Source organism: Curvibacter lanceolatus ATCC 14669 (assembly GCF_000381265.1).
GTDB lineage: Bacteria > Pseudomonadota > Gammaproteobacteria > Burkholderiales > Burkholderiaceae_C > Curvibacter > Curvibacter lanceolatus.
Window position 1 is genome coordinate 38,660 of sequence record NZ_KB906277.1, and the last position, 12,888, is coordinate 51,547.

General features: G+C 67.9%; 15 protein-coding genes. 8 read left to right on the forward strand and 7 right to left on the reverse strand.

The window, feature by feature from the left end:
• Window positions 1-76: 76 nt before the first annotated feature.
• Window positions 77-217, reverse strand: a complete 141-nt coding sequence (locus F624_RS35125) for a hypothetical protein (protein ID WP_019577512.1) — start codon at window positions 215-217, stop codon at window positions 77-79.
• A gap of 85 nt (window positions 218-302) precedes the next feature.
• Window positions 303-1,226, reverse strand: a complete 924-nt coding sequence (locus F624_RS0127005) for a LysR family transcriptional regulator (protein WP_019577513.1) — start codon at window positions 1,224-1,226, stop codon at window positions 303-305.
• Between the two features lie 116 nt (window positions 1,227-1,342).
• Between F624_RS0127005 and F624_RS0127010 the strand changes: the two genes are divergently transcribed.
• The 3 genes from F624_RS0127010 to F624_RS0127020 all read left to right on the forward strand — a co-directional run bounded on the left by F624_RS0127010 (window position 1,343) and on the right by F624_RS0127020 (window position 4,166).
• Window positions 1,343-2,392, forward strand: coding sequence for a Gfo/Idh/MocA family protein (locus F624_RS0127010; RefSeq protein ID WP_019577514.1), 1,050 nt, complete (start codon window positions 1,343-1,345; stop codon window positions 2,390-2,392).
• A 55-nt stretch (window positions 2,393-2,447) separates the two neighbouring features.
• The gene (gene aroQ / locus F624_RS0127015; RefSeq protein WP_019577515.1) at window positions 2,448-2,894 is read left to right on the forward strand and encodes a type II 3-dehydroquinate dehydratase; all 447 of its coding nucleotides are present in this window, start codon (window positions 2,448-2,450) and stop codon (window positions 2,892-2,894) included.
• Between the two features lie 321 nt (window positions 2,895-3,215).
• Window positions 3,216-4,166, forward strand: a complete 951-nt coding sequence (locus tag F624_RS0127020; RefSeq protein WP_019577516.1) for an AEC family transporter — start codon at window positions 3,216-3,218, stop codon at window positions 4,164-4,166.
• 242 nt (window positions 4,167-4,408) lie between these two features.
• On the opposite strand, the gene F624_RS0127025 is transcribed toward F624_RS0127020, so the two are convergent.
• A complete protein-coding gene (locus tag F624_RS0127025) occupies window positions 4,409-5,245 on the reverse strand; it encodes a shikimate dehydrogenase family protein (RefSeq protein WP_019577517.1) in 837 nt (278 codons plus the stop codon).
• A gap of 119 nt (window positions 5,246-5,364) precedes the next feature.
• On the reverse strand, window positions 5,365-6,756 hold the full coding sequence (locus F624_RS0127030) for an MFS transporter (protein WP_019577518.1): 1,392 nt from the start codon (window positions 6,754-6,756) through the stop codon (window positions 5,365-5,367).
• Window positions 6,757-6,985: 229 nt separating this feature from the next.
• Between F624_RS0127030 and F624_RS0127035 the strand changes: the two genes are divergently transcribed.
• The 3 genes from F624_RS0127035 (at window position 6,986) to F624_RS0127045 (ending at window position 9,736) form a co-directional block, all read left to right on the forward strand.
• Window positions 6,986-7,756 (forward strand): IclR family transcriptional regulator domain-containing protein, encoded by a 771-nt coding sequence (locus F624_RS0127035; RefSeq protein ID WP_019577519.1) that lies wholly within the window; start codon window positions 6,986-6,988, stop codon window positions 7,754-7,756.
• Between the two features lie 196 nt (window positions 7,757-7,952).
• Window positions 7,953-8,837, forward strand: a complete 885-nt coding sequence (locus tag F624_RS0127040; RefSeq protein WP_031256435.1) for a 4-hydroxyphenylpyruvate dioxygenase — start codon at window positions 7,953-7,955, stop codon at window positions 8,835-8,837.
• Between the two features lie 11 nt (window positions 8,838-8,848).
• Window positions 8,849-9,736 carry a sugar phosphate isomerase/epimerase family protein gene (locus F624_RS0127045; protein WP_031256436.1) on the forward strand — a complete coding sequence of 296 codons (888 nt, stop codon included), beginning with the start codon at window positions 8,849-8,851 and terminating at the stop codon, window positions 9,734-9,736.
• 228 nt (window positions 9,737-9,964) lie between these two features.
• Here F624_RS0127045 and F624_RS0127050 read toward each other — a convergent pair whose 3' ends face one another.
• Complete coding sequence (locus tag F624_RS0127050) at window positions 9,965-10,741, reverse strand: IclR family transcriptional regulator domain-containing protein (protein ID WP_019577522.1); 777 nt, start codon at window positions 10,739-10,741, stop codon at window positions 9,965-9,967.
• Window positions 10,742-10,910: 169 nt separating this feature from the next.
• Between F624_RS0127050 and F624_RS0127055 the strand changes: the two genes are divergently transcribed.
• Together F624_RS0127055 and F624_RS0127060 are read left to right on the forward strand one after the other, a co-directional pair.
• A complete protein-coding gene (locus tag F624_RS0127055; RefSeq protein ID WP_019577523.1) occupies window positions 10,911-11,159 on the forward strand; it encodes a type II toxin-antitoxin system Phd/YefM family antitoxin in 249 nt (82 codons plus the stop codon).
• Window positions 11,149-11,430, forward strand: coding sequence for a type II toxin-antitoxin system RelE family toxin (locus tag F624_RS0127060; protein ID WP_019577524.1), 282 nt, complete (start codon window positions 11,149-11,151; stop codon window positions 11,428-11,430). Before F624_RS0127055 ends, F624_RS0127060 begins: the two co-directional genes overlap by 11 nt.
• Here the strand turns inward: F624_RS0127060 and F624_RS0127065 are convergent.
• Window positions 11,419-12,243: a sugar phosphate isomerase/epimerase family protein gene (locus tag F624_RS0127065; protein WP_019577525.1), complete on the reverse strand. Its 825-nt coding sequence runs from the start codon at window positions 12,241-12,243 to the stop codon at window positions 11,419-11,421. The two genes, F624_RS0127060 and F624_RS0127065, sit on opposite strands and share 12 nt — an antisense overlap.
• A 10-nt stretch (window positions 12,244-12,253) precedes the next feature.
• A complete protein-coding gene (locus F624_RS0127070) occupies window positions 12,254-12,880 on the reverse strand; it encodes an NIPSNAP family protein (protein WP_019577526.1) in 627 nt (208 codons plus the stop codon).
• Window positions 12,881-12,888: the final 8 nt, after the last annotated feature.

Sequence of the window (12,888 nt, forward strand, 5' to 3'; positions counted from 1 at the left end):
GGCCCCGGCGCCGCCGCTGTGATGACACAGCGGCGGCACGGCAGGCCCGGGATGGCAAGAGCAAGACAGGCGCCGCTCAGGCGCTGCTGTACCAGCGGGCTCCGAAAAAGAAAGGCAGGCGCGAAAGCGCCTCCCCTCGCGACACCGGGGCAGCGCGGCCCGACACCCGCCCGGCCATCAGCAGGCGGTGCAGGGGGAAGGTCGGGAGCGCAGGCATGGGTGATCGTGGAATGAATTCAATTTGTGGAATCTTATTCCATTTTTGAAGATCATTCCAATATCAACCCTCACGGGCCAGCGGATCAGGTGGTGAAGGTGTGCAGCGCGTTCGGGCCGGCGCGCAGTTCGTCCACCAGAAACGACAGGCAACGGCGCAGCTTGGGCGACTGCTGGGCCCGCGCCGCCGTCACGGCCCAGACATCGGCGTTCTGGCGGTAGTCGGGCAGCACGCGCACCAGGCTGCCGTTGCGCAATTGCTCATCCACATCCCAGCTCGACAGCAGCACGATGCCCTTGCCGGCCAGGGCCATGTGGTTCACCACATCGCTGTGGTTGGAGCCCAGGGTGCCGGTGACCTTGACGGTCTCGGGCCCGCGCGGCCCCTGCAGGCGCCACACGCCAAAGCTCTGGTGCCGCTCGCGAAACAGCAGGCAGTCGTGCTGCGCCAGGTCGGCCAGCTGGCGCGGGGTGCCGCGCCGCGCCAGGTAGGCCGGTGCCGCACACAGCACGCGCACGCTCGGCAGGATGGGGTGGGCGATCAGGTGCGGCTCGCTCACCTCGCCCATGCGGATGTCGATGTCAAAGCCCTCGTCGAGCAGGTCGATGCGGCGGTCCACCAGCTCCAGCCACAGCTCCAGCGCGGGGTGCTGGTCAGACAGCCTGGCCAGGATGGGCGAGAGGTGGTTGCGCCCCAGGCGCAGGCTGGTGGCAATGCGCAAGGTACCGGCCAGCGCCCCATCGCTGGCGGGGCCCTGGGCATGCCACTCGCCCGCCGTGTCCAGCACCCGCCGGGCCCAGGCGTAGGCGGCCTCGCCGGCGTCGCTGATCAGCACGCGGCGCGTGGTGCGGTGGAACAAGGTCACGCCCAGCGCCCGCTCCAGGCCGGCGATGCGCTTGGTGACATAGGCCGGCGAGATGCCGAGTTCGGTCGCAGCCCCCACAAAGCTGCCCCGCCGGGCCGCGAGGCAGAAGACCTGCAGGTCCACCAGATCCCAGGCTTGATTCATTTATTTATTCACCATCAGGAAATTGTGAATGGAATTTCAAGCGCATTGTGAATCGATCAAGCGGTTTTATCGTGGCGGGGCCGGCGCAAGAAGCCCCCTGAAAACGTGAGACCCGCATGACCCACCCCCTTCGCATCGCCGTGGCCGGCGCCGGCTATATCGGCCAGGCCCACATGGCCGCCCTGCAACAGACCCCAGGTGCTGGCCTGAGCGCCGTGGTCGACCCCTCCCCCGCCGCCCCGGCCCTGGCGGCAGCGGCCGGTGTGCCGCTCTACCCCAGCCTGGACGAGTTGCTGCGCCACGACCGGCCCGACGGCGTCGTGCTGGCCACCCCCAACACCCTGCACGTCCCTCAGGCCCTGCAATGCCTGGAGGCCGGCCTGCCGGTGCTGCTGGAAAAACCCATCGCCCCCAGCGTGGCCGAAGCCCTGACCCTGGTCGAGCGCGTGGAGGCCACCGGGGGGCGGGTGCTGATCGGTCACCACCGGGCCCACAGCCCCATCATGGCCAAGGCACGCGAGGTGGTGCAGGCCGGCACCCTGGGCCGCCTGGTGGCGGTGATGGGCAGCGCCACCTTCTTCAAGCCGGCACGCTACTTTGACGAAGGGCCCTGGCGGCGCGAGCCGGGTGGCGGCCCGATCCTGCTCAACCTGATCCACGAGGTGCACAACCTGCGCCTGCTGTGCGGCGAGGTGGTGGCCGTGCAGGCCCTGGCCTCGAACGCGGTGCGCGGCCACGCGGTGGAAGACACGGTGAGCATCAACCTGCGCTTTGCCAATGGGGTGCTGGGCAGCTTCATGCTGTCCGACACCGCCGCCTGCGCACGCAGCTGGGAGCAGACCTCGCAGGAAAACAAGGCCTATCCAAGTTACGATGACGAGGACTGTTACGTCATCACCGGCACACAGGGCAGCCTGTCGGTTCCGACGATGCGGCTCAAAACCTACCCCCGCACCGGCGAGGCCTCCTGGTGGAAGCCTTTTGAGGTGGGCGTGGTGGGCCTGGTGCGCGACGATCCGATCGTGCAGCAGATGGCGCATTTCGGGGCTGTGGTGCGTGGCGAAGTGCCCCCTTTGGTGAGTGCGCGCGACGGCCTGGCCAACCTGCGGGTGACCGAAGCCATCGCCCGTGCGGCCAGCAGCGGTGGCACGGTCGAACTTCTTTGAAGCCCCCGGATCACCACCCGATTCCATTCAATCCGTTCATTCAGAAAGACACCCCATGAAGATCCTCATGCTGCACGGCATCAACCACAACATGTTCGGCAAGCGCGACCCCAAGCAGTACGGCACCATCACGCTCGAACAGATCGATGGCCAGCTGCAAGACCTGGGCCGCGAGCTGGGTGCCGAGGTGGTCAGCTTCCAGACCAACCACGAAGGCGCCATGTGCGAGCGCATCCACCAGGCCTACGAAGAAGGCATGGACGCGGTGCTGATCAACGCCGGCGCCTGGACCCACTACAGCTACGGCATCCGTGACGCGCTGGCCATCCTGACCGTGCCGGTGGTCGAGCTGCACATGTCGAATATCCATGCCCGCGAGGCCTTCCGCCACGTCTCGGTGTTCGCCGAGATTGTGAAGGGCCAGATCTGCGGCTTTGGCGTGGACAGCTACCTGCTGGCCCTGCGTGCCGCCGTGTCGGCGGTGCAGCAAGCCCGTACCTGAAAGGCCCCCACGGTCGCGCACTGCGTGTCGCTCCCTGCCCCCCGAGGGGGCCGCAGGCCGCCTTCGGGCGGCCGGGCGGCGGCCTGGCCCCCACGGTCGCGCACTGCCTGTCGCTCCCTGCCCCCCGAGGAGGCCGCAGGCCGCCTTCGGGCGGCCGGGCTGTGGCCTGGCCCCCATGGTCACGCACTGCCTGTCGCTCTCGCTCCCCGAGGGGGCCGCAGGCCGCCTTCGGGCGGCCGGGCGGCGGCCTGGAATTAACCCTCCCCGCTCAGCGCCCGCCGGCCGAAGGCCGCGGGCGCTGAGCCGTTTTCAACCACCTTCATGCTCGACATCCTGGCCATCACCGGCCCCATCTACATCGCGATTGCCCTGGGCTTTCTCACCACGCGCGCAGGCCTGTTCAGCAAGCCCGACATGCGCGTTTTCGGCAAGTTCGTGATCAACCTGGCCCTGCCGGCCATGCTGTTCAATGCCCTGGCCAAGCACCCGATCGGCGAGATCCTGAACACCAGCTACCTGCTGGCCTACCTGGCGGGCTCGCTGTTGACCCTGGGCCTGGGCTACACCGCCTACCGCCGCCTGGCCCACACCCCGGCACTGCAGAGCACCTGCTACGCCATGGGCCTGTCGTGCTCGAACAGCGGCTTTGTGGGCTTCCCGATCCTGGTGCTGACCCTGGCCCCCGTGGCCGGCGTGGCCCTGGCCCTGAACATGGTGGTCGAGAACGTGGTGATGATCCCCTTGCTGCTGGCCATGGCCGAGCGCGCCCGCGGCCACGCCACGGGCTGGCGCCACCTGCTGGTCGACACCAGCCGCCGCCTGATCACCAACCCGATGGTGATCGGTCTGCTGCTGGGCTTTGGGGTGTCGCTGTCGGGCCTGCACCTGCCCACCGCGCTGGAACGCAGCGTGGGCCTGTTCGCCCAGGCCAGCGGGGCGCTGTCGCTGTTCGTGATCGGCGGCACGCTGACGGGGCTGTCATTCGGCGGCCTGCTGCGCCGGGTGGCCCCCATCGTGGCGGGCAAGCTGCTGCTGCACCCGCTGGCCGTGCTGGCCGCCGTGTCCGCTCTGCCGCTGATCGGGCTGGCCCCGCTGGCACCGCAACTCAAACTGGCCGCCGTGCTCAGCGCCGCCATGCCCATGATGGGCATCTACACCATCCTGGCCCAGGCCTATGGCGAGGAAGACACCGCCGCCGCGTCGCTGCTGGCCGGCACCGTGGCCTCGTTCTTCACGGTCAGCGGCTTGTTGATGGCGTTGCACACAGTGTGAACGCGCCGGCGACAGGCGGGGCAAGACGATGCTCGCCGGCCGACAGGGTGAAGGGCTTCGAGAGTCGCCACCCAACGGCCTGGGTTCCAATTCCCACGAATTCGAGGGAATTGGAACAAGCGCCAGGAACTCCAGAGACCCGGCTTTCAATCCAGGCGAATTCGCCCCAGTTGAAAGTCAGGCGCGCTTGAATCGTTTGAGCCCGGCACCGGGATGCCAAGGGCCGCCCCCGGCCTGAACCCTCAATACTGGATCTGCGCCACGGCGCGCAGTTGCTCGGGGGTGGCACTGCCGAAGCCGAAGAACTCCAGGTAGGCCGGGATCATCTCGAACAGCATGTCGGTGCCCAGCTGCACCGGGCAGCCCTTGGCCATGGCGGCTTGCAGCAAGGGGGTGTAGGCCTGCTTCATCACCACTTCACCGACAAAGGTGCCGGGGGCAATGCGGTCCACATCAAAGGGCAGCGGGTCGCCGTCCTTCATGCCCAGGGGGGTGGCGTTGACGACCAGTTCGAAGCCGGCCGGGTCGTTCGAGCCCGTGCTCACGGTGAGCGCCGGGTAGTGGGCACGCAGGCGGCCAGCCAGGGCCTCGCAGGCGGCGGTGTTGAAGTCGAACAAGGCCATGTCGGCCACGCCGGCGGCCGCCAGCGAGGCGGCGATGGCCGAGCCCACGCCGCCGCAGCCCGAGACCAGCACGCGCCGGCCGGCCAGGGCAAAGCCCTTGCGCTCCACGCCGCGCACAAAGCCGGCGCCATCGAACTGGTCGCCCAGCAGGCTGCCGTCGGGGCGCAGCAAGAGGGCGTTGCAGGCGCCGGCGATGCGGGCCGTGGGGGTGGCTTCGTCCACCAGGTCCAGCGTGACCACCTTGTGCGGCATGGTGATCAGGGCCCCGTGCAGGTTGGTGAAGCGGCGCAGCACCTGCAGGGTGTCGCGGTAGTCATCGGCCTTGACGCCCATGGGCACGACCACGGCATCGATGCCCTGCTGCTCGAACCAGGGGTTGTAGATCATGGGCGCCTTGAAGCTCTCGGTGGGGTAGCCGATGTGGGCGATGAGTCGGGTTTTTCCGCTGATGGGCATGTCAGTTCCAGGAGTCAAAGAGAGGTGGTGCGCCGGTGGTCAGGGTCCATGAAAAAAGGCCCGCCCAGGGCGGGCCCTCGGGCCAGCGCCCCCTGCCATGGCAGGGGGTGTGGCGGGTATCAGCGCTTGGCCGAGGCCAGGGCCTGGGCGCGGGCCTGGTTGTATTCAGCCGCCGGCACGGGGGCGGCATCGGGCTTGCCCAGGTCCTTGGTCTGCAGGCGGAAGGTTTCGCGGGCGGACCAGGCTGCCAGCGAGGCGATCACGGTGATGCCCAGGGCGATGGCGCCCACGGTGGTCGGGATGTCGGCCGCGCCGGGCGGGGCGACAGCAGCGAACAGGGCCGGCAGCAGGGCCGTGAACATGGTGCCGATGTTCTGCGAGATGGCCATGGCGGTGACGCGGGTGCGGGCCGGGAACAGCTCGGGGTAGAAGCTCGGGAACACGGCGTTGTAGCCTTGGTAGACCACGCCCCACATCAGCAGCGACATCACCACGGCCAGGGGCACGTTCTTGGTGCTGATGGCATACAGGTAGCCGAAGGACAGCAGGCCGGCACCGAGGGCGCCCACGATGATCGGGGGGCGACGACCGATGCGGTCGGACAGGTTGCCCACAAAGGGAATCACCAGCACGGCCACGATGTTGCCGAGCACCGGAATCCACAGGTACACGCTCTTGTCAAAACCGATGCCGTAGCCCGGCTGCACCGCATAGGCCGCACCGAACACGGTGGTGACCACGGGGATCACGTTCATCAAGGCCATGCAGACCACGCGCAGCATGTTGGGGCCGCTCTCGGCAAACGCCTGCACGATCGGGGCACGGGGCACGGCGCCTTGCTTGGCCTCCTCGGCGAACACCGGGGTTTCCTCGACTTCGCGGCGGATGTAGTAGCCCACGATGATGACGATGAAGCTCAGCAGGAAGGGCACACGCCAGCCCCAGCTGTTGAACTGCTCGCTCGGCAGGTAATAGGCCAGGGGCAGGAAGATGGCGGCGGCCAGGATCTGGCCGGCCTGCACGCCTTGCAGGGTGAAGCTGCCGTAATAGCCGCGACGGCCCAGGGGTGCGTGCTCCAGGATCATCGAGCTGGCGCCCGAGATCTCACCGGCCACGGCAAAACCTTGCACCAGGCGCATCAACACCAGCAGCGCCGGTGCCCACAGGCCGATCTGGTCATAGGTCGGCAGCAGGCCCACGGCCATGGTCGAGATCCCCATCAGGAACATGCACAGCACCAGCACCTGCTTGCGGCCATGGGTGTCGCCCCAATGGCCCAGGAAGAAGGCACCGATCGGGCGCGCCACATAGCCCACGCCATAGGTGGCCAGGGAGGCCACGATGGCCACGGTCGGGTTGCCCGAGGGGAAGAAGATCTGCGGGAAGATCAGCGAGGCGGCGGTGGCGTAGATGAAGAAGTCGTAATACTCCAGCACCGAGCCGATCCAGCCACTGGCGGTCGCTTTCTTGGTTTGTTGCAAGCCGTGCTTGGCGGCTTTTTGATCAGACATGGATGTCTCCAATCGTCGGTTGTGTTGTCGAATGCCGTCGTGGGGCTCCGCGTGCTGGCACGCCGGGGCCCCCGACACATCGAGGCGGCCGGCAAGCCGCTTCGGGGTGGAGGCGAATGTAGGTGGCGGGCCTGTGAAACACCAGTCCCAAGCCCTCTAATGCGTGCGATGATCGAACGCGCCTGTGCGCCAATGAATCACAATAGGGGTTTCACCCGAGGTCACCCTGATGAGTCAGCCCCCCGCCATCGACCGCCAGCACCTGATCGAAGGCCTGGGAAAAGGCCTGCGCGTGCTGGAGTGTTTTTCAGACGAACACCCACGGCTGACCGCCACCGAGGCGGGCGAACTGGCCGGGCTGACCCGCACCGCGGCGCGCCGCTACCTGCTGAGCCTGGTGCACTTCGGCTACGCCGACACCGACGGCAAACACTACTGGCTGCGCCCGCGGGTGCTGCGCATCGGGCAGACCTACCTCGAATCGGCCCGGCTGCCCAGGCTGGTGATGCCGTTTCTGCAGCGCCTGTCGATGCAGACCGGCGAGACCGGCAACCTCAGCGTGCTGGATGGCCACGACGTGGTCTACCTGGCCCGGAGCAACTCACCGCGGGTGCTGTCGATCGGCTTTCACACCGGGGCCCGCATCCCGGCGCATTGCGTGTCGCCGGGCCCGGTGCTGCTGAGCAGCCTGGAGCCCCCGGCGCTGGCGCACTGGCTGGGCGAGCACGATTTCAGCCGCTTCACGGCCAACACCATCACCTCGCAGCCCACTTTCGAGGAATCGGTGACCCAGGCCCGTCAGCAGGGCTATGCAGCCACCGACCAATTCATCAACCTGGGCATCTGCGGGCTGTCGGTGCCCCTGGTCAATCGCAAGGGCAGCAGCGTGGGGGCCCTGAGCCTGACCTTCCAGCGCGAGGCCTATCCGGGCGACGCCGCCCTGCAGAAACTGCTGCCGGGGCTCAAGGAGATCGCCGAGATCCTGCGCGGCCTGGTCTGAAGACCCGGCCGACCCGCATGTGCCAGAGCAGAAAATGAGCGACTATCGCGCAGTCTGCGCGGCGTGCGTTTGATGCTGGCAGCGCACCCGGCTTTCGTGCAGGCCCTTGGCAGCAATGGCGGCATACTCGCCCCATCGCCCTGCCAACGGCCGCACCAGGCCGCTGGACGGGCTGTTGCGAACCGAAGAGGACCGAATGACCCCACTTGGCACCGACCGCGAAGCCGTGCCCGACATGCCCAATCGCCTGGGGCTGAACGGCATCGAATTCATCGAATACGCCACCACACGCCCCCAGGCCCTGGGCCATGTGCTGGAGACCATGGGCTTCAAGCCGATCGCGCGGCACCGCTCGCGCGAGGTCATGCTGTACCGCCAGGGCGGCATGAACCTGATCGTCAACGCCCACAGCGAGGACGCGCGCGTGAGCGCCCTGGTGGATGAAAAACCCGTCATCTCGGCGGTGGCCTTCCGCGTCAAGGACGCCCTGCGCGCCCACACCCGCTGCGTGGAGCTGGGCGCCTGGCCGGTGCCCAGCCATGCCCAGGCCATGGAGCTGCACATCCCGGCCATCCATGGGCCAGGCGGCAGCCGCATCTACCTGGTGGATCGCTGGACGGAGTTCTCGATCTATGACATCGACTTCAAGCCTATCCCGGGCGTGGACCAGCACCCGCCGGCCCTGGCCGGCCTGGACTACTTCGGCCTGGTGCAGTACGTGGACCCGGGCCGCAGCGAGGACTGGATCCGCTACTACGAGACCATGTTCGACTTCAGCACCGTGCCGGAGGACGAGCGCTACGGCATCCTGCCCAAGGGCAAGGTGCTGAAGAGCCCCTGCGGTCAGTTCATGTGGCAGCTGATCGAGCCTGACCCCTGGATGGAAAGCGACCGCGCGCCCGAGAACCTGGAGCGCATCGGCCTGGGCACCCCCGATGTGGGCCAGGCCGTGGCCCTGCTCAAGAGCCGCGGTGTCGAGTTCATCGAAACCAGCAGCCTGCACCCCGAGGACCGTGGCGCGCTGACGCGGCGCGAACTGGGTTCGGTGTCCTTCGAGCTCGTGCACCGCACGGGTGGCTGACAGGGGCGCCCATGACGATGTTTGAAAGCTACAGCCTGGACAGCCGCACCCTGGCCGGCCCGCTGGAGGCCCGGCTGGCCGCCATCCGCCAGGCCGGTTTCGGCAAGGTGATGCTGGACGCCCGCGACGTGGTCAGCCACCCCGGGGGCGTGGCCGGCGCCGTGACCGCCCTGCGCGCCAGCGGGCTGCGCCCGGCCGGCCTGCAGACCCTGCACGACTTCGAAGGCCTGAGCGGGCCGCTGCACCAGTACAAGGTCGAGGTGGCCAAAGGCATGCTGCAAACCTGCGCCCAGCTGGGTGCGCCGCGGCTGCTGGTGAGCGCCAGCACCCTGCCCCACGCCAGCACCGATCTGGCCCGACTCGCCGCCGACCTGCACAAGCTGGCCATGCTGGCCGTGCCGCTGGGGCTGCAGGTGGCCTACAAGGCCTTGTCCTGGGGCCAGAGCGTGCGCGGCTTCCTCGATGCCTGGGATGTGGTGAGCGATGCCAACTGCAGCAACCTGGGCCTGGGCCTGGATTCTTTCCACATGTTCGCCAACGGTGACTCACTGGACGACCTGATCGAGCTCGAACCCGAACGCATCTTCCAGGTGCAACTGTCCGACTTCATGGGCGACATCCCCGCCCCCGAAATCCCCGGCCAGACCACGCGCAGCCTGCGCGTCTTCCCCGGCCAGGGCGCCCACAGCGAACAACTGGCCGACCTGGTGCTGCGCCTGGCCCGCCTGGGCTACACCGGCGACTACAGCCTGGACGTGAGCAACGACGACTACGCCCAACTCCCCGCCGAACACGTGGCCGCCCAAGCCCGCCAAAGCGCCGGCTGGCTCAACGACGACGTCCTCCACCGCGCCGCCCCCCTGCCCCACTGGACCCGCAGCCAGGCCAACACGCGCTGAAACGCAGAGCCTCCGATATCGCAAGATCTGGTGCCACTGCGGCCAGATGAAGCGAAAAAGGGATCTCAAACTCGAAAGTGCGCAAGGGCCCATACCGTCTGCCCTCACCCCGCCCGCACCGTTCAAAAGGCTGCGGAGCAAGCCACACCAGCAGACACCGCGGAGCTGGCTTTGCCAGGCCGCTGGTGTCGTCCCTTGAGGGATGACGCCGAAGGCGGCTCAGGGTGGTCAAAGAACTTGTTGCAGTTGCATCGCCACATCCATCACCCGCGGCAGCAAGCGCGCCACCATGGCTTCGCGGCTCTGGTGCATGGTCATGGTGGCGCCCACGGCGCCCACGCATTCGCCGCGCCGCGTCTTGATGGGCACGGCAAAGCCGCGCAGGCCCGAGCTGAGCTGCTGCTCGGCCACCCAATAGCCCAGTTCGCGCGCAGCCTCCACATCGCGGCGGAACACCTCGGCATGGGTGGGTGTGTTGGCGGTGAAGGTGCTGAATTCGTGCTCGGCCACCCAGGCCTCCATGGCGGCGGGCTCCCAGGCCGACAGGATGGCCGGCCCCGGCGTGACCACATGGGCCGGCACGCGGGCACCGACCGGGAAGCCGATCGTCACCATGCGGTTGCTCTGGCTGCGCGCCAGGTACACCACCTCATGCCCATCGAGCACGCTGAAATTGAAGTTCTCGCCGCATTCCGCCGCCAGCCGCTGGATGAAGGGCAGCACCAGGCGCGGCAGCCGCGCCGCGCTGAGGTAGCTCTGCCCCAGCATCAGCACCCGGGGCGACAGCCAGAAGCGCTTGCCATCGGTGGCGGCGTAGCCGAAGTGCACCAGGCTCAACAGATAGCGCCGAGCCGCCGTGCGCGAGATGTCGGCCCGGATCGCGGTTTCAGAGGCCGTGAGCCGGGCGTGCTCGTCGTCAAAGGCCTCAATGACCCGCAGCCCCTTGCCCAGGCCGTCGATGATGTTCTTGCGCGCAACTTCCATCACCGATTCTGTGCCGCGCATCGCCGCGCCAACCCCTGGTGATATCCCTCAAAACAGCCATAGTGCGCACAGATTGCGCGCACGTCGCCCACCTGTCGGCGATGGCATGGTGCGGCGGGCGCTGAAAGGCACTTTTAAAAACACCTTTAAAAGCATTAATATCAGCACCCATCTGACCACAAGGATCCCCATGACCCATCTCATCCTGGCGGACATGAGTGCCAGCGTGTCCGAGCTGAAAAAAGACCCCATGGGCACCGTTGCGGCTGGCGAAGGGCTGCCCGTCGCCATCCTGAACCGCAACGCGCCCGCGTTCTATTGCATCCCTGCCAAGGCCTATGAAGCCATGCTGGAGAGGCTGGAAGACCTGGAGTTGAACGCCATCGCCAACGCCCGTGAGGGCCAAGCCATCATTGGCGTGACGCTCGATGAGCTATGAGCTTGCCTTTCTGGACGAAGCGCTGAAAGAGTGGCGGCGGCTCGACAGCACGACACGGGAGCAGTTCAAGGCGAAACTGGCGGAGCGCCTCGCCGCCCCCCGCGTGCCAGCGGCCAAGCTCAGCGGTCACCCCGATCGCTACAAGATCAAGTTGCGCAGCGCGGGTTACCGTCTGGTCTACGAGGTGCGCGACCAGGTGCTGCTGGTGCTCGTCATCGCCGTAGGCAGACGGGACCGCAATGCGGTCTACCGGGCCGCCTCACGGCGCTGACTCACACGGATCATTCAACACCGAACGGCTGGCCTCCAAGGCAGCCCGGGCCCAGGCCGTCTGGCCCAGGCGGGCCACTCGCACCTGGTGGGGCACTTCGACGCTGATGGGCAGGTCGGCCGGCAAGGCGGCAAAAATGCCGGCCAGGTCGATCACGCCCTCACCCGGCAGTTGCCGCTCGCATCGGGCGGTGTGGATCATCTGGGGCACGGTCAGGTCGGGGCCGCCAGGGGCATCGCAGATCTGGGCGTAATGCAGCAGCTCGCGCGGCAGGGCGCGCAGGTCGTCCAGCGTGGTGCTGGAGCGCCCCACGTGCAGTGCATCGACCAGGATGCCCGCCACCCGAGGCGTGCCGGCAGCCTGCACCACGCGCAGCGCGGCACGGGCGTCGGACACCGCCGTCCAGGGCATGAACTCCAGATCGCAGCTCAGGCCATAAGGCGCGGCCAGCTCGCACAGGCGGGCATAGCCGTCGACCAGGCGGGCCTCGTCGGTGTCGTCGCCGGCCACCAGCAGGGCCTTGGCCTGCAAGGCGGCACCGGCTTCGAGCAGGGGGCGGTAGGCCAGCGGGTCAAAACCCTCGCCGATGCGGATGATCTCGAGGTCGAACACGCCCACCCCCGTGTCGCGCTGGGCGGCCAGGGTTTCGCGCTGCTGCACCGGGTCGTCCAGCCAGGCCTGAAAGGGGCCTCCGAGGCCGTTGGGCAGCAAGCGCAGCCCGACATGGGCATAGCCCAGTTCGGCGCCCAGGCGCAGCATCGCCGCGGGGGTGAGGGCCCCCGCGGTCAGGTAGGCCAATGAGTAGGTCCGCATGGCCCGGGCCTCACTTCAAAGGCGACACCACGGTGGGCAAGGCGATGGTCGAGACCATCTGCGTGGTCAGGTGGGCTGGCCCGCCCTTGGGCGGCCAGATGCCCTGGGCCACCGCATCGGCGCGGGCCTGGCTGCGGGCGTCCAGCGTGGGGTAGGCCCAGATGTTGGTAAAGCGCAGCGGGCCATCGAGCGCCACCATGGCCACCACGCAGGGCGACAGGGCTTCGCGCGGGGGCACGTACTGCTCCCACAGGTCGATGGTGGCCTGCACGCCACCGGGCTTGATGCCGTAGGTGCGGATCTCGTACACCGGGCCCACGATGCCCGATTCGGCGCTGGGGCGCACCGGCTTCATCCAGGGGAAACCGCGAAAGCTCTCCAGGCTCAGGCTTTGGTAGAGGTCGCCGCAGCCGAAGGGGCTGGCGCTGTGCTGCGTGCGCTGGCGCTCGGCCTCCAGCGTGGCCACATCGGCAAAGCCGCGCAGCACGATCATGCGGTTGAGTTCACCGATGTCGGTGGTCCAGCAGGCCAGCAGCTCGCCCTGGGCCTCGGGGGCGCTGGCAAAGGCCTGCACCTGGGCGGCGGCCTGGCCGGCGGTGCCAAAGGGAAGGGTCAGGGTGGCAAGTTCGTAGTACATGGTCAAAC